This is a genomic window from Citricoccus alkalitolerans (assembly GCF_039528175.1).
Taxonomy (GTDB): Bacteria; Actinomycetota; Actinomycetes; order Actinomycetales; family Micrococcaceae; genus Citricoccus; species Citricoccus alkalitolerans.
Genome location: NZ_BAAALH010000002.1, coordinates 991,197 through 1,010,899, shown reverse-complemented (window position 1 = coordinate 1,010,899; position 19,703 = coordinate 991,197). Strand labels below are relative to the sequence as shown.

The 19,703-nt window shown below is 69.1% G+C and carries 17 protein-coding genes; 12 read left to right on the top strand and 5 right to left on the bottom strand.

The features are described 5' to 3' along the window. Positions 1-39: 39 nt before the first annotated feature. From ABD134_RS10485 to ABD134_RS10470, 4 genes are read left to right on the top strand one after another with little or no spacing between them, the layout of a single operon-like run. Positions 40-999: a tripartite tricarboxylate transporter substrate-binding protein gene (locus tag ABD134_RS10485; protein ID WP_344229239.1), complete on the top strand. Its 960-nt coding sequence runs from the start codon at positions 40-42 to the stop codon at positions 997-999. A gap of 5 nt (positions 1,000-1,004) precedes the next feature. Then, on the top strand, positions 1,005-1,574 hold the full coding sequence (locus ABD134_RS10480) for a tripartite tricarboxylate transporter TctB family protein (protein ID WP_344229237.1): 570 nt from the start codon (positions 1,005-1,007) through the stop codon (positions 1,572-1,574). Positions 1,575-1,584: 10 nt separating this feature from the next. Then, positions 1,585-3,111 (top strand): tripartite tricarboxylate transporter permease, encoded by a 1,527-nt coding sequence (locus ABD134_RS10475; protein ID WP_344229235.1) that lies wholly within the window; start codon positions 1,585-1,587, stop codon positions 3,109-3,111. Continuing rightward, complete coding sequence (locus tag ABD134_RS10470) at positions 3,112-4,170, top strand: MBL fold metallo-hydrolase (RefSeq protein ID WP_344229234.1); 1,059 nt, start codon at positions 3,112-3,114, stop codon at positions 4,168-4,170. Between the two features lie 63 nt (positions 4,171-4,233). Here the strand turns inward: ABD134_RS10470 and ABD134_RS10465 are convergent, their stop codons facing one another. Beyond that, a complete protein-coding gene (locus ABD134_RS10465) occupies positions 4,234-7,017 on the bottom strand; it encodes an alpha/beta fold hydrolase (protein WP_344229232.1) in 2,784 nt (927 codons plus the stop codon). Between the two features lie 442 nt (positions 7,018-7,459). On the opposite strand from ABD134_RS10465, the gene ABD134_RS10460 reads away from it, so the two are divergent. The 6 genes from ABD134_RS10460 to ABD134_RS10435 all read left to right on the top strand — a co-directional run bounded on the left by ABD134_RS10460 (position 7,460) and on the right by ABD134_RS10435 (position 14,679). Next, complete coding sequence (locus ABD134_RS10460; protein ID WP_344229230.1) at positions 7,460-8,452, top strand: phosphate/phosphite/phosphonate ABC transporter substrate-binding protein; 993 nt, start codon at positions 7,460-7,462, stop codon at positions 8,450-8,452. Next, the gene (phnC, locus tag ABD134_RS10455) at positions 8,442-9,230 is read left to right on the top strand and encodes a phosphonate ABC transporter ATP-binding protein (RefSeq protein ID WP_344229228.1); all 789 of its coding nucleotides are present in this window, start codon (positions 8,442-8,444) and stop codon (positions 9,228-9,230) included. The genes ABD134_RS10460 and phnC overlap by 11 nt, the downstream gene beginning before the upstream one ends. Before the next feature lies 1 nt (position 9,231). After that, on the top strand, positions 9,232-10,875 hold the full coding sequence (gene phnE, locus ABD134_RS10450) for a phosphonate ABC transporter, permease protein PhnE (RefSeq protein ID WP_344229226.1): 1,644 nt from the start codon (positions 9,232-9,234) through the stop codon (positions 10,873-10,875). A 1-nt stretch (position 10,876) separates the two neighbouring features. Continuing rightward, the gene (locus ABD134_RS10445; protein WP_344229224.1) at positions 10,877-12,202 is read left to right on the top strand and encodes a cytochrome P450; all 1,326 of its coding nucleotides are present in this window, start codon (positions 10,877-10,879) and stop codon (positions 12,200-12,202) included. A gap of 47 nt (positions 12,203-12,249) precedes the next feature. Then, positions 12,250-13,149: a PaaX family transcriptional regulator gene (locus tag ABD134_RS10440; protein WP_344229222.1), complete on the top strand. Its 900-nt coding sequence runs from the start codon at positions 12,250-12,252 to the stop codon at positions 13,147-13,149. A gap of 78 nt (positions 13,150-13,227) precedes the next feature. Beyond that, positions 13,228-14,679, top strand: coding sequence for an alanine/glycine:cation symporter family protein (locus ABD134_RS10435; RefSeq protein WP_425549744.1), 1,452 nt, complete (start codon positions 13,228-13,230; stop codon positions 14,677-14,679). 43 nt (positions 14,680-14,722) lie between these two features. On the opposite strand, the gene ABD134_RS10430 is transcribed toward ABD134_RS10435, so the two are convergent. Both ABD134_RS10430 and ABD134_RS10425 read right to left on the bottom strand, forming a co-directional pair. After that, positions 14,723-15,925 (bottom strand): glutamate--cysteine ligase, encoded by a 1,203-nt coding sequence (locus ABD134_RS10430; protein ID WP_344229219.1) that lies wholly within the window; start codon positions 15,923-15,925, stop codon positions 14,723-14,725. A 46-nt stretch (positions 15,926-15,971) separates the two neighbouring features. Then, complete coding sequence (locus ABD134_RS10425; protein WP_344229218.1) at positions 15,972-16,760, bottom strand: class II glutamine amidotransferase domain-containing protein; 789 nt, start codon at positions 16,758-16,760, stop codon at positions 15,972-15,974. Between the two features lie 885 nt (positions 16,761-17,645). Between ABD134_RS10425 and ABD134_RS10420 the strand changes: the two genes are divergently transcribed. Continuing rightward, on the top strand, positions 17,646-17,891 hold the full coding sequence (locus ABD134_RS10420; protein ID WP_344229216.1) for a biopolymer transporter Tol: 246 nt from the start codon (positions 17,646-17,648) through the stop codon (positions 17,889-17,891). A gap of 7 nt (positions 17,892-17,898) precedes the next feature. Here ABD134_RS10420 and ABD134_RS10415 read toward each other — a convergent pair whose 3' ends face one another. After that, positions 17,899-18,711, bottom strand: a complete 813-nt coding sequence (locus ABD134_RS10415) for a tryptophan-rich sensory protein (RefSeq protein ID WP_344229214.1) — start codon at positions 18,709-18,711, stop codon at positions 17,899-17,901. Positions 18,712-18,868: 157 nt separating this feature from the next. Between ABD134_RS10415 and ABD134_RS10410 the strand changes: the two genes are divergently transcribed. After that, on the top strand, positions 18,869-19,375 hold the full coding sequence (locus tag ABD134_RS10410; RefSeq protein ID WP_344229212.1) for a pyrimidine dimer DNA glycosylase/endonuclease V: 507 nt from the start codon (positions 18,869-18,871) through the stop codon (positions 19,373-19,375). On the opposite strand, the gene ABD134_RS10405 is transcribed toward ABD134_RS10410, so the two are convergent. Continuing rightward, complete coding sequence (locus ABD134_RS10405) at positions 19,372-19,665, bottom strand: hypothetical protein (protein ID WP_344229210.1); 294 nt, start codon at positions 19,663-19,665, stop codon at positions 19,372-19,374. The two genes, ABD134_RS10410 and ABD134_RS10405, sit on opposite strands and share 4 nt — an antisense overlap. Between the last annotated feature and the right edge of the window lie 38 nt (positions 19,666-19,703).

The window sequence follows — 19,703 nt, the reverse complement described above, 5'->3', positions numbered from 1 at the left end:
CCACACCACCGCACCACTGCACCACCGAAAGGACATCTCATGAATCGGAAAATCGTCGCCACCACCTCCGCCCTGTCCCTCCTCCTCCTCACCGGCTGCGGCCAAGGGTCCAGCGGTGAGACCCACGACGACGGCACCTGGAGTCCCTCAGGCACAGTCGAGATCGCGGTCGGAGCCCAGCCCGGCGGAGGCAGCGACATCCTGGGCCGCGCCTTCGCCTCCGGGGTCGAGGAACACACCGGTGATTCGGCCGTCGTCGAGAACTACGACACGGTGGAGGGCGTCCTGATCGTCAAGAACGAACCCGGCAAGGCCGACATCGTCGGGGTCGGGAACTACTCGAACATGGTGGTCCGCCCCCACGAGCAGGACGTCGGGTACACCTGGAAGGACTACACGCAGCTGGCCCTCGTGGCCGAGGACGTCTCTTACGTGGTCGCCCAGTCCGGTGTCTTCAGCTCCGCCGAGGAGATGATCGAGCAGGCCTCCGGAGAAGGGCTGACCATCGCCCAGGTCGGCTCCGGCGCCGCGGACAGCCTGCTGACCGGGCAACTGGCGGATGCCTTCAACATGACCCTCAAGCCGGTGGTCTACGAGGGTGGCGGCGACTCGATCCGCGGCGTGCTGTCCGGTGACGTCGAACTGGCCGTGCTGGAGGCCGCCGAGTTCCTCCCCCAGGTGGAGGCCGGCGAATTGGACGTCGTCCTCAGCACGGGGACCGAGCCGGCGGAGCACGCCGAACTGTCCGACGTTCCGTTGGCCAGTGACCTCGGCACGGATCAGCGGTTCTCCACGCAATGGCGCGTCATCTTCGGTGCCCCGGACCTCGACGAGGCACAGCAGGAGTACTGGATGGACGCCATCGAGGCCTGGACCGAGAGCGACGCCTACGACGAGTACATCGAGAGCAACGCCCTGTCCCCCGCGCTCGTGACCGGGGACGAACTGACCTCGTACATCGAGGACAGTGAGCAGGACCTGCTCGAGAACACGGAGTGATCCCGATGATGACCGATGCGGAACGGCGGCAAGATCCCCTGCCGACAGGCTCCCTCGCTCGGGAGCACTCTGGGGGCCCACCCCGGCCGAACTACGTGGGCATGGCCTTCCTGGTCTTCCTGGCGGTACTGGGCATCGCCTATGTGGCCATGTCCCTGTCCTACGGGCTGTCTGCCGAGACGAATCCGCTGGGACCGGGAGCCGCACCGGCCGCCCTGGGCATCCTGCTCGTTGTGGGTTGCCTGGTCCTGCTGATGCAGGAGGTCCGGACCCACCGCAAGGCAGCTGCTGCGGCAGCTCAGGGCATCGCGCCGACCGAGGTCGCGGAACCCGGTGTCCGGGATCTCGTCAAGCCCGTGCTCATCCTGCTCATCGTCGTCGCAGGCCTCATGCTGACCCCCGTCGTCGGCATGATGATCGCGATGCCGCTGGTGGTGTTGGCCATCGCCCTGTTCGTGGAGAAGCTGAAGCCCGTGCCGGCGCTGATCATGGCCGCTGTCACCGCGCTCATGCTCTGGCTCGTCTTCCAGCAGCTCCTCTCCATCCGGTTCCCCACCAACCTGATCGGACTCTGACATGGATCTGATGCAGAACTTGCTGAACGGCTTCAGCGTGGCGCTCGAACCGGAGAACCTCCTGTTCTGCCTCGTCGGCGTCCTGTTGGGCACTGTCATCGGGATGCTGCCTGGCATGGGCTCTGCCTCCGGCGTGGCCGTCCTGTTGCCCCTGACCCTGACCCTGGACCCGGTGACCGCGCTGATCATGCTGGCCGGCCTGTACTACGGCACGGAGTACGGCTCCACCATCAGCGCCGTCCTCATCAGCACGCCCGGTGATGGCGCGGCCCTGGTGACGGTGATCGACGGTCACCAGATGGCGCTCAAGGGCCGGGCCGGACAGGCCCTGGCCATCGCGGCCATCTCCTCGTTCGTCGCGGGAACCTTCTCCGTGGTGTTCCTCAGTGTGCTGGCCCCGTTCTTCGCAGCCGTCTCCCTCAACTTCGGCCCTCCGGAGATGTTCGCCCTGATGCTGCTCGGACTGCTGACGGTGAGCGGGATCATCGGCCGGAATCCCCTCAAGGGCATTCTCATGGCCGTGGTGGGCGCCATGGTCGCGATGGTCGGCATCGATTCACAGACCTCTACCCTGCGGTTCGCCTTCGATCGCGCGGAACTGTACTCCGGGGTCAGCCTCGTGGCTGTCGTGGTGGGCATCGTGGCTCTGGCCGAGCTGGCGACCCAGGGAGCCTCGGGCCACCTGAAGCCGATCCGCACCCGTTTCCGGGACATGGTCCTGTCCCGGAAGGACCTTCGCAAGGCCAGTGGCGCCATCGGCCGAGGAGGCCTGCTGGGGTTCATCATCGGCGTCCTGCCGGGTGCAGGTCCCACCCTGGCCACGTTCTTCACCTACGGCGTGGAACAACGCATCGCCAAGGACAAGTCACAATTCGGCCACGGAGACATCCGCGGCGTGGCGGGTCCCGAGGCATCCAACAACGCAGCGGTCAATGGTGCCTTCATCCCCACTCTGACCATGGGAATCCCAGGATCGGCCACCACGGCCATCCTGCTCGGGGCCTTCATCCTGTTCGACATCCAACCCGGCCCCCAGCTCTTCGAGCAGCAGGGCGACCTGGTCTGGGGTCTCATCGCCTCGTTCTACATCGGCAACATCCTGCTGCTGGCGCTCAACCTGCCGCTGGCCCCGGTGTTCGCCTCCGTGCTCCGCATCAAGTACACCTACCTGTATCCCGTGGTGCTGATCGTGGCGGTCGTGGCCGCCTATGCGGTGTCCTCCCGGCTGTTCGATGCGTTCCTGGCGGCAGGGCTGGCCGTGTTCGGCGTCCTCATGAAGCAGCATGGCTACCCCGTTGCCCCGCTGGTCCTCGGTCTGGTGCTGGGCGGCATGGTCGAGGCCGAGCTGCGGCGTTCACTGGCCATCGGCGATGGGACGCTGTCCATCTTCCTGGACCGTCCCATCGCACTGCTCATCCTGGGGCTGGCCGTCCTGCTCATCGCCGTGCCACAGGTCGTGCGCCTCATCCGCCGGCGCTCGTCCCGCGATCGGCTCGATCAGTCCGCCGAGAGCACCAGGACCGGGGTGGACGCCTGAATGCCGACCACCATGGAGTCAGCGCAGACCCGGGTGATCACCCTCGGCACCGCCGGGGGGCCGAGGTTCTGGCGCAACACGGACCGCTCCGGCATTGCCACGGCCGTCGTCGTCCCGGATGGTTTCTATCTGGTGGACTGCGGCCAGGGCGTCGGCCGTCAATTGATACGGGCTGGATTGGATCCGGCTCGGCTGAAGGGCATCTTCCTGACCCACCTTCATTCGGACCACACGGTGGATCTCAACGGCGTGGCCCTGTTCTCCCTCACCGCGCTGCAGTACCGCCGCGGCAGTCCGGTGCCGATCCTCGGGCCGGGCGACCGTGGCGTCCTCCCACCGCCGTCCACCCGGGCGAGGACAACCCCGGTACCTTTCAACCCCGCGCACCCTACGCCGGGGACAGAGGTCATGTTCCGCAAGCTGATGGAGGCCCACGCCACGGACATCAATGACCGCGTCATGGACGCGTTGCGCCCGAGTCCCACGGAGATCTTCCGTGCGCAGGACATCGAGATACCGGACGGCTCGGGATACCACCCCAACGAGAATCCGACGCCGGACATGGAGCCCTGGGTGATCTTCCGCGACGAGGAGGTGGTCGTCAGCGCCACGCTGGTGCGCCACCCACCGATAGCACCCGCCTTCGCCTTCCGGTTTGATACGAGCGACGGCGCGGTCGTCATCTCCGGAGACACGGCTTTCACGGACAACCTCGTACGACTGTCGACGGGGGCGGGACTCCTGCTGCACGAGGCCCTGGACTTCGAGTTCATGGAACGGCAGTACCAGGACCGCCCCGACCCGACCTCGGTGGCCTCGCTGGAGCACCACCACAAGTCCCACAGTTCCGTCGCGGATGCCCTTCGCGTCGCCGAGCAGGCCCGCGTCCCGCGACTAGCCCTGCACCATCTGGTTCCCGGAACCGTGGCCCGCGAGCACTGGCTGAATGCCGGCGCGCGCTTCTCCGGCGAGTTCATGGTGCCGGAGGACCTCGACGTGCTGGACTGCCGCACAACTCCTGCGGGGCAGACCGGACAGTCCCGGTCCGCCCCGCACTAAACCACCCCAGGTTCTCGGGCTCGGATATCCAGACTCAGACCTCGGGGCTCGGGTGAGGCGCGCTCAGCCCTGGTAGTCACCCCAGTTCCGCACGTCCCACATCCGCGCAGGCTGGCCCGGAGCCTCGCCTGAGGTGAACCGCGGGGCGCCCAGGTCCAGATCCGAACCGGCGTCCAGGCGGGCGGCGAGACGGTCGAGCTGCCGAGGCGCGGTGGACTGCCACCGCCCCGTCTCGATCCGGTCGAACAGGGCGGTCAGGGCTGCGGCCTCCTCCGCGGGGGTGAAGGTGCAGTGCCCCTCGGAGGCCACGAAGGTCTGGCGCAGTTGCCGCGCAGACCCGGCGGCGTTCACGGTGGACCGGTAGGCCGCATCGTCCGCCACGGTCCCGGCACCGTCCCCCGTGGTGTGCAGGGACAGCAGCGGGGAGTCCAATTCTCCGGTGAAGGTGGCGGTCTGCTCCACGAGTTGTACCGTCTCCGGATCGGCGGAGAGCCGTTCGGCCCGGTCCAGGGTGCTCAGGTCCTCCGTCAGGGACAGTCCAGCCTCCCGGTAGGCCTGCTGGACCTCGGCCCAGCGGCCTGAGCGCTGGAGCTCACGCTGGTAGTCCACGCCGGTGTTCCAGGAGAACGTGCCGCCCACGGTCTGCTCATAGCCGGCCCGCACGTGGCTGCCCATCGCGAACGGCAGGTGCTCGATGTACCGGTCGATCCGTTTCTCCAGCTGGCCCCGACGCAGTTCCTGCCCCGTCTCCGGGTCCACTGCCGGGATCTTGCTCAGCGCGGCGGCGAGGACGGCCCGGGCGCGGCCCTCGTCCGTGGAATCGGCCAGCGCCACCAGCTCGTTCATGGCCTCCAGCTCGGTCGCACGGTCCTCGATGCCCTGGATCCGCATGGCCGAGTCCGGATCCACCAGCTCGCGCAGGGCGAAGGCGGTGTCCAGCTTGTAGTTCCACGTGCTGACGGCCCCCGCGCCGCCGCCACACATCGGCAGGGAACCGTCCAGCCACTCCGGCGCGGTGTCGGCGACGATCCTGGTGGTCAGCCCGCCCTGGGACCGGCCTGCCACCACCACGTCGTCCGCCGCTCCGGCCAGCTGCTCGAAGGTGTCCACGGCAGCCCCGGCGTTGGCCTCGTCCAGTTCGAGGTCCCAGCCATCGCTCAGCTCGTATCCGATCGTGCCGTACCCCTGTTCGGCCAACCACTGGGCGGTCGTCCCCGTCAGGTCGTCACGGCCCGGCATCACCACCAGGTCACCGTTCCAGTCGGCCGGCTTGTGCAGGGAGAAGGCTCGCTCCCCGTCCAACGTCCCCTGGTGGGAGACCGCCGCCGGAGCCGGTCCCCGTTCGGGTCGGTTCTGGGGATCGGGGCGGACGGCGGCGTACGAGCCACCGCGGTCCAGGCCGTCCTGGCGGGCAATCTGATCGGCGGCCCGGTTCAGGTGTGACGGCTTCGTGGTGGAGCCCCAGCGCCCGGTGTCCAGCCGCTGCTGCAGCGCCTCCACGAGCGCGGCGATCTCCGCATCGGCGTAGTCACAGTGGCCGGGACGGTCCACGAAGGCCTGGCGCAGCAGCGACTCGTTCCCGTTCTCCCGCACGCGGTCCGCATAGGTGCGGGCCTGGGTGACGGTGGGGGCGGTGTCCCCGGTCTCGTGCAGGGACAGGACGGGACCGTCGATCTCGCCGGCCGGCGTCGCGTTCCGTTGCATGTAGGCGACCGCCTCCGGATCGGCGGAGACCCGCTCGGCGCCGGCCAGGGTCTCCAGGTCCTGGTCCAGGGAGAGCCCTGCCTGGCGGTACAGGTTCCGCACCAACTGCTGCTGGTCCGAGCCGTGCAGGGCCTTCGTGTAGTCGACGCCGGCGTTCCAGGAGAAATTGCCGCCGGCTTGGTCCTCGAGAGGCTGCCGCGGTGAGACGACCCCGAACATGAACGCCCGGTAGAGCTGGTCCTGCTGGGCGGCCCAGTCGCGCGCCGAGGGCTTCTCGTCATCCGCCTGCGTCCAGGTCGGGATCTGCGCCAGGCTCGCGGCGAGCGCGATGCGGGCGCGGCCCTCCGGAGTCGCCTGCGCCTCGTCGAGCACCTCGCGGAAGGCGGCTTGGCGTTCGGCCTCATCACTGACGTTGACCAGCTGGAGTCGCTCATCCCCGGGAGCCAGCAGGGTCCGCAGGGCGAAGGTGCCGTCCAGACTGCCGTTGAGCATGGGGATGGCCCCGGCTACGGACCCGCACAGGGGCAGGGCCGCGTCGATGACGTCGGCATGCTGCTCCAGGGCTGCCACGGAGGTCAGCCCGCCCATGGACGAGCCCCAGGCAATGACGTCCTCGGGCTCCCCCAGCCGGTCACGGACGGCGTCCATCACCAGCGGCTGGTTCTCCAGCAGCCCCTCCACGGCCCATCCGCCCTCGGCCGCGGAGGTCCCCGCGAGGGCATAACCGCGCTCCACGAGCCAATCGGTCAGTCCTTCGCTGGGCCCGGCCGAGGGGTTGGAACCACCGCCACCGTAACCGGGGTTCCAGACCAGTACGGTGCCGTTCCACCGCTCCGGGGTCATCAGCACGTAGTGCCCCCCGTTCGGAAGGTCTCCGCGGATGGTCTCAGAACCACCCGTCGTCCCGTCCGTGGACGACGTCGGCGTGGCACCGACCGCGCCCGCCGGGCCGGCCAGCGCGGGCACGGGAACCAGCAGTGCGGCGGCGAGGGCAGCCGCCAGGGTGGCGCCTGCGAGGACGCGTCCGCGCCGGCGTCGCGGCGCGTGATCCGTGCGAGGTGGCAGGGAGACGCCGGCGTGGGACCGGCGACGGTGGTGGTCGTGACTCCGGTCGGAGGAGTTCTCGGGAGGGATAGTGGACATGGTGTCGAGCTCGCCTTCGGTGCTGGAGATACGAGGAAGAGGGACCACGAGACGAGCACGAGACGCAGGGGGATGCGGATCATGGGGCACGCCGCTGCGCCAACGTCGGCCCCCCGGATCGGCGGGAGGTCACACGGGCTGCATATTTCGTACCGCTTCAATGACTAACTGCGGCTGATGACCGCCGCCGTTCTCGGGGAACTACGTGGGATGGCTCATACCGTGGCATGCCCATGAATGCCTGTCAACGCTTATGCGTCCGAGATTTCCATTGACATCCACAACGGATTCTGGTGTGATACGAAACACGTTCACTCTGCACCGTCAGTCATACACTTCGATTGGCCACACTTATCCCGTCGGTCAGACATCCACCTGACCTGTATCGATTTCGCACCCGACACACCTCTGACCCCCATCTGGACTTTCCCGAGGAGAGACCATGCGCACCCGTCTCAAGACCCTGGGCCTCCTGGCCGCAGCCGCGATCGCCCTGACGGCGTGCGGCGAGAGCCCCAACGCCCGACCGGCAGATACCACCGGTGATGCCCCCGCCGAACTGGTCTTCGCCGTGGTCCCCACGGACAACAGCGAGGAGCTGCTGGCCTCCTTCGAACCGGTGGTCGCGGCCATCGAGGAGGAAACCGGCCTGCCGGTGGAGATCCAGGCGGTCAGCAACAATGCCGGGGTGATCGAGGCCCAGGTCTCCGAGCGCGTGGACATCGCGGTCTACGGGGCGTTCTCCTACTACCTGGCCTCGGACGTGGCGGAGGTGGAGCCGGTGGCGAAGGACCAGCTCTCCCCCGAGCCCGGTTCAGGCTCGGTCAGCTCCCTCGGCGTCACCGCGCCGGACAGCGGCATCAGCACGCTGGAAGATCTCCGGGGCAAGGACGTCTGCTTCACGGATCCGGCCTCCACCACGGGGTACCTGGCCGCGGCCGCAGCCCTGATGGAGGCGGACATCAATCCGGAGGAGGACCTGAACCCGGTCTTCGCCGGCTCCCATGACGTGGCGGTCACGCAGATGATCGCCGGTGACTGTGATGCCGCGTTCGTGGCCGAGACCTTCGTGACGGAACTGCTCCCGGCCCGCGGCATCATCGAGGATGGGGACACGGAGACCTTCTTCACCTCCGACCCCATCCCGGGCACGCCCATGGTGGTGGGCTCCTGGCTCTCCCAGGACATCAAGGACGGCGTGGTCCGCGCCATGGAGAAGTACGACGCCGTCTCCGCCGTGGAGGCCGGGTTCTGCGAGGAGGACGCCCAGCGCGAGGCCCCGGCCCCCTGGGGCGAGGACGTGGCCGGCAGCCCCGCCTGCGAGTGGGGCGGCACGGGCGCCTTCGCCTTCGAGCCGGCCACGGACGCCGACTACGACCCGATCCGAGAGATCTGCGAGACCACCCAGGCGGAGGTCTGCCGTGATGACACTTGAGAAGCCCGCGGCCGAGACCGCGCAGCACTCCCCCAGCATCACCCTGGACAGGGTCGTCAAGCGGTTCGGGGACAACACCGTGCTGCACGGGGTGGACCTGCAGATCCACCCGGGTGAGTTCATCGCCCTCGTGGGCCCCTCCGGCGCCGGCAAGTCGACCCTGCTGCGCCTGCTGAACGGCAGCCACTCCCCGACAGAGGGCCACGTGCGGGTCCTCGACCGGGAGCCGGCCCGCTGCAGCCGGCGCGAGTTACGGCGCCTGCGCACCGAGATCGGCTTCGTGTTCCAGCAGTTCGGCCTGGTCGGCCGCCTGACCGCGCTGGAGAACGTGCTGATGGGCGCCCTGGGCTCGCTGAGCATGCCCCGCTACGGAATCATGACCTACCCGAAGCAGTTGCGCGAACGCGCCGTGGAGAACCTGGAGCGGGTCGGCCTGGTGGACCAGCGCTTCCAGCGGTGTGACACGCTCTCCGGCGGCCAGCAGCAGCGCGTGGCCATCGCCCGCATGCTGATGCAGGACGCCCGGCTGGTCCTGGCGGACGAGCCCGTGGCCTCCCTGGACCCGGCTGCCAGCATCTCCGTGCTGGAGACCCTGAAGAAGCTCAGTGCCGAGGACGGCTTCACCGTGGTGTGCTCCCTGCACCAGGTGGACCTCGCCCTGCAGGTCTCGGACCGGATCGTGGCGGTGCGGGACGGTCAGTTCATCCTGGACAAGCCCACGCACACCACGGACGAGCCGGAGATCCGCGCCATCTACCAAGCCCACCGGGGTGCCTGACATGCCCACCACTCTCACCCCGCCGGACACGCGGGGCCGGACACCGGATCCCGCGCCGGCCCGGCCGCCCCGGGCTACCGCGGCCACCTGGGTGATCCCGTTGATCCTGGGGGCCGTCACGGTCTTCGGCCTGTGGTGGATCGACGTCCGCCCCGCGGCCATCGCCGCCGGCTTCGAGGACATCACCCGCCTGCTGGGCCGGATGTTCCCCGCCACCACCGGCCCCGTGCCGGAGCTGGCGGCGCTCGTCCTGGAGACCCTGCAGATCGCGATCGCCGGCACCGGCATCGCCGCCCTGGTCTCCATCCCCCTGGCGGCCGGCGCGGCCACCACCTTTACCGGGCCGCGCTGGATCCAGTGGCTCTGCCGCACGCTGATCGTGGTCAGCCGCGCCGTGCCCTCCCTCGTCTTCGCCATCATCTTCGTGCGCATCTTCGGGCTCGGCCCGGCGGCCGGCGCGCTGGCCATCGCGTTCCACTCCGTGGGCATGATCGGCAAGATGATGACGGATGTTTTCGAGGAGATCTCGGCCTCCCCCCGCGAGGCCGTGAACGCCACCGGCGCAAACCGCTTGCAGGTCTTCATCGCCACCACCTTCACCCAGGCCCTGCCGCAGATGACCTCGTTCGTCCTCTACCGCCTGGACATCAACATCCGCGCGTCCTCCGTGCTCGGCCTCGTGGGCGCCGGTGGCATCGGCGTGGCCCTGCAGCGCTCCATCGGCAGCCTGGACTACCCCCGCGCCGCCGGGATCATCGCCGTCATCATCGTGCTGCTGCTCGTCCTCGAGCTCATCTCGAACCTAGTGCAGCGCGCCGTGTCCGAGCACGCCGGGGACACCGAGCACTCGATGGCCTTCCCCCCGGGAAAGGACCTCGCCACCCCCGGTTGGAACGCACCCCGGGTGGGCCGGAGCGCGGGGCTGCTGGCCGGCGTCGTGCTCTTCCTTCTGTCCCTGTCCGCCCTGAGTGTCTCCCCGGACCGGCTGGCCCGGGGCTGGGACAACGCGGTGGCCATGCTCGCCGGGTTCGTGCCGCCGGTGTTCACTGCCGAAATCGCCCTGGGCCTGTTCGAGAGCCTGCTGATGGCCTTCACCGCCACCACCTTCGGCGTGCTGATCGGACTGATCATCGCCGTGTTGTCCACGGACCATCTGGTGCGGGTGCCGGTGCTCGGGTGGGCGCTGCGCGGTGTCATCGTGGTCGTCCGCGGCGTGCCGGACATCGTCTATGCGATCATCTTCGTGGCCGCCCTGGGACTGGGTCCGTTCGCCGGTTTCCTGGCGCTGGCCATCTCCTGCACGGCGCTCGCCTCCAAGTTCTTCACGGATGCGCTGCAGAACATCGATCCAGGCCCCATCCGAGCCCTCGAGGCCGTGGGCGCGGGCCGACTCCAGGCCTTCGTGGCCGGCGCCTGGCCCCAGTTCGTCCCCTCCTTCATCGGCAACAGCCTGTTCACCGCGGACCTGGCGCTGCGCGAATCGGCGGTCCTCGGGATCGTCGGCGCCGGCGGCATCGGTTTCCTGCTGCACGAATCCGTCACCTCGATCGACTACCAGACCACCGCCGGCATCCTCATCGGCCTCATCGTCGTGGTGGTCGCGGTGGAGCAAATGGCGCGCTGGGCGCGCAGGAAGGTCATCTGAGATGGCAACCCCCCACCCCCCGAGCACGACGCCGGCCGGTACCGGCCGCTGTCCCTTCACCGGGCACTCGGCCCCCGAGGACCCCGGCACCGGGATGTCCGGTGCGGCGGTTCCCGGGCCGGCCACGACCGGAGGGGCCCGTGCCTCCGAGTGGTCGCCGGACCGCAACGAGACCTTCGGCTCCGCCCACGCCGACTATGCGGCCCTGCGCGAACAGAACCCGTTCCCCTGGAGCACGGACTACGGCGGCTTCTGGGCAGCCACCACCTACGCGGACATCCTGGCCATCACGCAGGACGACGAACTGTTCAGCACGGCCAAGCAGAACGTTGTCCCGCACGTGCCCCGGGTCTCCCGCCGGCCACCGTTGCACTTCGACCCGCCGGAGCACACCGACTACCGCACCGCCATCGACCCGGTGTTCCGCCGCTCAGTGGTCACCGAGCACGTCGGCGCCTTCCGGGACAGCGCCCGCCGCCTGGTGGACGGGATGCTGATGGAGTCCTCCCCGGACGGGGTCCGGCATCTGGCGGCGCCGTTCGCCATGGACTGCTTCGCCTCGCTGCTCGGCCTGGCCCGGGACCAGGCCCGGGAGATCCGGGAGATCGGCGTCCGCTACGGCTTCGCCATCCAGGACATGGACAACCCCGTGATCGAGGAATGCAGCAAGCGGCTGTATGAGATTGCCCGCGAGATCTACGACCGGCGGCTGACGGAGGATCCCGACCCGTCCCGGGACCTGGTGGCCAGCTTGCACCGCGCCGCCCTGGACCCGGAGACCGCCATCACCCAGACCAGTGCCGTCGCCACCATCCGTCAGCTGATCGTGGCCGGAATGGGGGCTCCCCAGGCCGTTCTGGGCAGCTGCATCGCCCACCTGGCCACGGACGTCGACCTCCAGGAGCACCTGCGAACCCACCCTGAGGACCTGCCCTCGGCGATCGAGGAGATGCTCCGCCTGCACGCCCCCTACCGGGTGTTCGCGCGGACCGCCAAGCGGGACACCGTAGTCCACGGGCGGGCGGTGGCCCAGGACGAGCCCATCGCCCTGATCTTCCCCTCCGCCAACCGGGACGAGACCCGCTTCGAGGACCCGGATACCTTCGTCCTGCGGCGCAAGCAGAACTCCCACCTGTCCTTCGGGCGCGGTTCACACAAGTGCCCGGCCGCTACGATGGGACGACTCGAGTTGCTCGTCGCCCTAGAGGAGTTGCTCGCCCGGACGGGGACCTTCTCACTGGCAGGGGACATCGTGATGATGAACTGGCTCGAGTACGGCCCCCGTTCCATCCCACTGACCCTGCGGCCCGCTGACAGGAAGCCGTGAGCCCCACGGATCCGAGCCGCGGGAGCCTCCCCCGCTACCAATCAGGTGTGGCACCCCAGCGCATGCTCACGGTGCTGCTCGGCGACTACTGGTTCGGCCGCGGCGAGCCCCTGCCCTCCAGCGCCCTGGTCGAGTTGCTCGGGGCCCTCGAGATCACGCCCTCCAGCGCCCGGGCCGCCATCCAGCGGCTCGCGCAGCGGGGATTCCTCGCGGCCCACAAGGACGGGCGGCGCACCTCCTACTCCGTCCACGCCGGCAGCCGGAAGACGCAGGCACAGCGCGTCGAGCGGATCTTCCAGGCCCACCGCGAGCGCCCCTGGGACGGGACGTGGACGATCATCACCTACCGGGTCCCGGAGACGGCGGCCCCCCTGCGCCGGGCCGTGCGGGACACCCTGCGTCAGCTCCGGTTCGGGCACCTCAACGACGGGGTGTGGATCAAGCCTGGCCGCCACGCCGAGGAGGCGTTCGCCCATCTGAACCAGGGCGATGAACCCGTGCTGTCCCTCGTCTCCTTCTTCGAGGGGGCCCGGCTGCCGGACTTCGTCTCCCCCTTGGAACTGCGCCGGGCCTTCGACGCGGACGCCCTGGACGAGGAGTACCTGTCCTTCGCCCTGCGGTGGGAGGGCCGGGCCCGAGACCTGGAAGACCAGTGGCCCACCGGCGTGGAGGCCCTTCGCCTGCGCACGGAGGTCCTCTCCGAATGGCGGCCGCTCGTCCACCAGGACCCCGGGCTGCCCAACGCCCTGCTGCCCGAGGAACCGCCGTTGCGACGCGCCGCCACGGCCACCGCCCTGTTCTACGACGGCCTGGGGCCCTCTGCGGAGAACGCCGTCCGGAAGATCATCGAACGGCACCAGCCCGAGCTGGCACCCCTCGTGCTCCACCACACCTTCGCGGCCTCGGATCGACTGCTCGTGCGGGACGGTGCCCAGGCACACCGCTGACCCCTGACGTGGCCCGCTACACCGGGCAGCTCGCCCCACGGCGCTCTGCTGTGACTACCATGATCCATGCAGAACTTCATGGACACCCTGGCCGGCCACGTCCTCTGGTTCAATGACCGCTACTGGTATCTGGTCATCGCGCTTCTGGTCATCGCCGGCATCTACTTCTCCATCCGGACCTTCGCCGTCCAGATCCGATTCCTGCCGGAGATGTTCCGCACGGTGGTGGAACGGCCCGGGGGAGACGATGCTGAGCAGGGTGTCTCAGCCTTCCGTGCGTTCACCGTGTCCGCGGCCTCCCGGGTCGGAACCGGCAACATCGCCGGCGTCGCGTTGGCGATCAGCGTCGGTGGCCCGGGAGCCGTGTTCTGGATGTGGCTCCTGGCCTTGATGGGCGGGGCAACCGCCTTCGTGGAATCGTCTCTGGCACAGCTCTACAAGGTGCGCGGCAAGGATGGCTTCGTCGGCGGGCCGGCGTATTACATCCGCTACGCACTGCGTCAGCCGTGGCTGGCCACGCTGTTCGCTGTCATCATCACCGTCACCTACGGATTCGTGTTCAATGCCGTCCAGTCGAATTCCATCAGTGACTCCGTGCAGGCCAATGTGGGCGATTCCACCACGGTCGCCGTGGTGACCGGAGCCGTCGTCGCCCTCCTGACCGCCGCGGTCATCTTCGGCGGCATCCGGCGGCTCTCCTCGGTGACCAATGTGATCGTGCCGGTCATGGCGGTGAGTTACATTGTGATCGCTCTCATCGTGGTGCTGATCAACATCACCGAGGTCCCCGCCATGATCGCCCTCATCGTCGGCCATGCCCTCGGATTCGAGCAGGTCACGGGCGCTGCCTTCGGCGCCGCCCTGATGCAGGGCATGCGCCGCGGTCTCTTCTCGAACGAGGCCGGGATGGGCTCGGTACCCAACGCTGCGGCCACGGCAGCCGTCTCCCACCCGGTGAAGCAGGGGCTGACCCAGTCACTCGGCGTGTACTTCGACACGATCATCGTCTGCTCGGCCACCGCCTTCATCATCCTGTTGTCCAACCCGAGCTTCGGGGCAGACAGCGTGGAGGGTGTGTCCTTGACCCAGTCGGCCCTGGAAGCCCAGCTGGGTGGTTGGGTCGGCCCGCTCCTGACGGTGATGATCTTCTTCCTGGCCTGGTCCTCCATCCTCGGCAATTACTTCTACGGCCAGTCCAACATCGAATTCCTGGCCGGCGAACGTGCCCGTCCCTGGATCCTCGCCTACCGCCTCCTGGTGGTGCTGTGCGTCTTCGGCGGCGCCTTGGGTTCGGTCGCCCTGATCTGGAACGTGGCGGATCTCTTCATGGGATTCATGGCCACCATCAACCTGATCGCGATCATCCCGTTGGGCGGCCTGGCCGTGAAGATGCTCAAGGACTACGACCGGCAGCGGGCCCTGGGGCTCAATCCCGTCTTCCGCTCCTCCAGTCTTCCCGAGGCCCGGGGCGTGAGCCTGTGGCGCGAGGGCGAGACCGAGGCCATGCAATTGGTCTCCAAGAACGACTGACCCCTGCCTCCCGGAGAGCATGGAGGCAGGGGCCGGGTGCGCCCTAGTCCTTGCCGCTGAGCGGCGACAGGCCCTCCTCGTCCGCCGGGCTCGCTCCGGTGCGGTCCGATTCCTCCGGAGTGCCCGACTCCACCAGGCCGGCTGTTCCCCCGAGCGAGGAACCGGCGTGGGTGACCTCGAGGGCATCAGCGACGACATCACGCGCCTCCCGACGGTCCTCGTAGGCATGCCGCTGGCGTTGAGCGCCGGTCCCCCGCCGCAAGATGTCCGCCATGGCGGTTTCCACCGTGGCTTCCTCCCCGTACTCGGCGAGCACGGGCCGGACGTAGTCGAGCAGGTGGAAGACGACGTCCCCGGCTGGGGCCGGTGCGCCCGTGGCCGGGTCGATCAACTGCCCCTCCACTCCGGACCGGCTGGCCAGCCAGGACCAGGTCCTCAGCAGGGACGCCGGCACCTCGGGGACCGGCCACCGTCCATCCCTCGATGAGGTCTCCACGAGGGCACGGACCAGGGCGGCCAGGGCCGCAGCGTCGGCAACGTCCAGGCATACGTCCGCGATCCGCACCTCCAGGGTCGGCTGGTGCTCACAGAGCCGGGCGTCGTAGTAGAGCATGCCGCTGTCCAGGGGCACTCCGGTGTCCAGCATGTGGGCCCGGTGGCGGTCGTAGCCCGCGGGTGAGCGGAAGATCTCGGTGGGCCCCGCTGTGGGCCACCTGGACCAGGCCTGGTAACGGTAGGACGCATAGCCGGTGTCCCGGCCGGACCAGAAGGGGGAGTTCGCGCTCAGGGCCAGCAGGGTCGGCAGCCAGACCCTGATGCGGTCCAGCACGCTCACCGCCTCATTCCGGGATTCCACCCCCACATGGATGTGGAAGCCGTTTAACAGCTGTTCAGCGGCGATGATCCCGAACTGCTCGCCGATCCGGCGGTAGCGCACACCCGGCACTGGGTGGGGGCTGAGCCGGCCCGGGGCCGTCGGCAGGGCGGCCACCCGGCCCCCCACCCGCAGGGCTGCCTGCTCGGCCAGGGCCCGCCCGGTTCTGATGGCCTCCAGTTGGCCGGCCACCGTGGTCTGCGGCGGGCTGATGACCTCGATCTGCTCCTGCTGCAGTTCAACGGCCACGCGGTGTCCGCTGGCCAAGTGGTCATCACCCTGGAGGTCCACGGCCCATTCCCCGGCCGGCAAGGGCTCCAGGGTGGCGGCATCCACCAGCAACAGCTCTTCTTCTACCCCAAAGGTGCGCATGCGTGAGTCCTTCCTGTGATCGTCCTCGCGGCACGGCTGTGCCGGCTCAACTCCTGCCGACGCTTCCGAGCCGCGGCACGCCCTCATCGTCGAGCAAGGCCCGGTCCCGCGCGCGGCCGCGGGCCTCGAGCACGCGGAGGGTGGCGGCCGGCAACAACGTGACACCGGAGAGCATCACCTGCGGGGCCGCAGCCATGCCGTGGTCCTCCAGAGCAGGTGCCACCGTGGCCCGGTCGACCACCGTGTCCGTCCCGTCCGCCGCCAGCAGACCAGGCAGAGTGGAGGCGAAACGCAACCGTCCGGCTCCGGTCCACAGGTACAGCGGCCTGGCCCCCTTCCGGTCCCGGGCCAGCAGCACCTTCTCCCGGGGTGCATCCACCAGGGCCAGGGCGAAGACTCCCTGCAGGTGGTCCACGAAGTGCTCACCCCACCGGTGGTAGGCCGCGAGGACCACCTCGGCGTCCGAACCCGACCGGAAAGGGAAGCACTCATCCAGGTCCACCCGCAGGTCCGGTCCGTTGTCCAGCCGACCCTCGAACACCAGGCACCAGCCCAGCCGCTCATCGAGCAGCCATTGCGCAGCGGCTCCGGACGGCTCTCCGGTCCCGGGCGGGCTGTGGCCCACCGCCACCCAACCCCAGTCACAGATGCCGGGCTCCGCTGGCCAGCCCGCGTCCCTCTCGGCGTCCCTCGGCGCGTCCAGGGCTTGGATCATCCGGTCCACACTGGCGGTATCTGCCCACGCTCCCCGGACGGAGACCTCTCCGGCGATGCCCATCGTCACGTCCCCCGCTGGCTGGACGCAGCCCTGGGCATCCGCAGTCCGGGGGGCCACGGGGGCCGGGCGGGCGAGGCGAGTGCAGCCGTCCCCCGGCTGGGGACGCGCGGGACGGTGGTCAATGGAACAGGGATGGGCACGACGGCCTCCTCGAGAGTCGTTCGAAGAGTTCGCGGCCGCTGCTTGACCGTTAACACGAAGAGTGACGTTTAGCGTACCAAGTATGTGACCTGTAACACGTCACATATGACGCAAGGGTCCGGCCATGAGCCATCCGGGCGGCACCGCTCCGGCCGGTGCATGGGACGGCTCAGTGGGCCACCGCGGGGTGGGGATCGTCTCGACGGCCCCCTGGTCGAAGGCATCCGGCCGGTGGGCGTACACGTCCAGGACCGCGAAGGCCACCGTGCCCGCTCTTCCCGGCGGTGGCCCTCCCCGTCCAGCACCTCCGTGGCGATCTCGAGCATCGTCCCGCACCCGGATCGAGCGCGTTCCAGCAAGACCAGTCGCGCGTCCGGTCCACTGAGGCCGTCGCGGGACATCAGGACGGCCATCGAATCCGCCAGCAGCTGGAGGCATCCGGTCTCGGCACCCTCGAACGCGTCCGGAGTGGCGGCACAGGCCCTGAGTGCCCCCAGGTTGTGGTCCCGATCGGACAGGGGGTGGTCCGGTGCCATCTGGTCTCTCGCCGCCGTTCGGTTGGTGCCGGGCCCGGGAAAAGTCATCCGCCTCTGCACCGGCGTGGAGAGGCCCCGCTCCGTCTCGTGTCCCACGTGCTTCGACTGTGCGCCTGGGGCTGGACTCCGGGGCCTTGCCGTGGGCGGCGGCCGGCGCACCGGCCGAGCCGTGGCCGACGAAGCCGGGTCTCGACGTAGGCTCGGGCCCATGGAGCGCACGGAGAATGGACGATACATCGTAGTCCGGGGACGCCGATGGCGAGCCATGGATCCGGAGCTGCCGGAACCGATGGCGGCAGCGTTGCGCTCACATCTTGGCCAAGCCCGTGCTGCGGTGCGTGCCGCATCGTCCGACGCCGGCCGGCGCGCCGCCCGCGATCGGGTCCAGTTGGCCAAGGAGGGATTGGGAGAACGCTCCGATCCCTGGTGGGACATGGAGGTCGAACAGCGATTGGAACGCGCAGCGGACCGGTTGAAGCGGCTGACAGAGTCGGCATCGCACGAATTCTGACGGGATATCAGTGGCCGTCCCCCGCGTTCATCCGACGTGATGCGCTGGCTCGGAACACCACTGCCGCTGTCAGCACCACAGCCGCCGCGATTCCCGCTGCGACCGCGGTGCCCGTTGATTCCAGTCCGCCGTCCAGGCGGCCGACGGTGATCCAGGCAAGGCCCCAGGCCAGTGCCAGGGCGGGCGCGATCTTTCGGCTTTGCCAGGCCGTGGCGACGCCGATGAGGGTGGCGACGGCCAGCACCACCGAGGACAGCGCCGTGACCGGCAGCCCGAAACCGTCGAAGCCACTGGCCCCCAGCACGGCGGAGGTATTGGCAACGGTGGCGATGGTGACCCACCCGAGGTACAGACCGAACGTCCCGTCCGTGATCAGGGCATCCGCCCGGCCCTCCACTGCGGTGCTGACCAACAGCATCATGATGCGGCCGAGCACCGCGAGCAGGGCCACGATGACGACCAGGCTCAGGACGAGCCAGCCGAACTGCACCACCCAGATCCAGGCGGCGTTGAGCAGCATCGCCGCCACGGCCCACGGGCGCAGCAGCCGTTGCCGCTCAGACCGGCGCTGAGCGGGCAGCAGCTGCCAGACGGCATAGGCGAGCAGTCCCAGGTAGATCACGGACCAGATGCGGAAGGCGCCGGAGGCCGGTGCCAACGGCGTGGAGTCCTCATTCAGCCACCCCCCGGCGGCTTCGGCGACGGGGGTCCCGCCGACCACACCGCTGCCCAGGAACGCCCCCGCGGTGGCGACGATCCCGCTGATCAACACCAGCAGAGGGACGGCGAGTCCGACGGTACGGGGGGCGGTGGCATCCATGGGTCTCTCCTCGGGTGGGGGGTGATCCTTGTGCAAGTACTTCGAGCGTAACCATGTTGATCATCGAGATAAAAGGCTCGACCGGCCGGGTGACATGGCGCGACCTCACGAATCGATGCTCGTGCGTGCGGTCTGGCCAGTGCGGGATGATGGGTGCATGCGCCTATGGAGTCTCCATCCCCGATACCTGGACCGCCAGGGACTCACCGGCGGGTGGCGTGAGGCGCTACTCGCCCAGGCCGTGCTGGCCGGGCGCACCAAGGGATATCGCTCGCACCCGCAGCTGGTGAGGTTCCGTTCTCACCCGGACCCTGCCGCCGCGATCGGCGCCTTCCTCCTGGTGACGGCCGAGGAAGCCGCCGAACGGGGCTACACCTTCGATCTGACGCGGATCGACCGACCCGGCCGTCCGTCGTCGGACCAGTCCGACGTCGGACCCGACCCTGCGGCGGACGGGTCTTCCGCCGCTCTCCACAGGTTTCCCGTCACCCGGATCCCGGTGACCGAAGGCCAGGTCGCCTACGAGTGGCAGCACCTGATGGCCAAGATCAGCCAGCGCACCCCAGAGCGGCTGGCGGGGCTGGCCGGTGTCAGCGCGCCGCAGGTCCACCCGTTGTTCGAGGTGGTTCCGGGGCCCCTGGAGTCGTGGGAGCGACCGGGCTAACGCGCCGCATCGCCGGACGGAGCTGGCGGAGCGGAGACGGAACCCAGGTCCACGTAGCGGCGCGACAGCACCGTGGACGCGTGCGCGTCGGCCCGGCAGGTCGACAGGGGAACCTGGACGAAAGTGCTGCGTCCCAACGGGTCACGGCACAGCCGGTCCGTGCGGGACTCGTCCCACTCGACCATCACGAACCACCGGCCAGCCTCACGAACGATCTCCCGCACGACACCGACGGCACAGACCTCCTGCCGCCGGGAGAGATAGGCCCAGATGCGGTCGCCGGCCCGCATGGTGCGGAAGCCACTGCTCAGACACCACCGGTCAATAG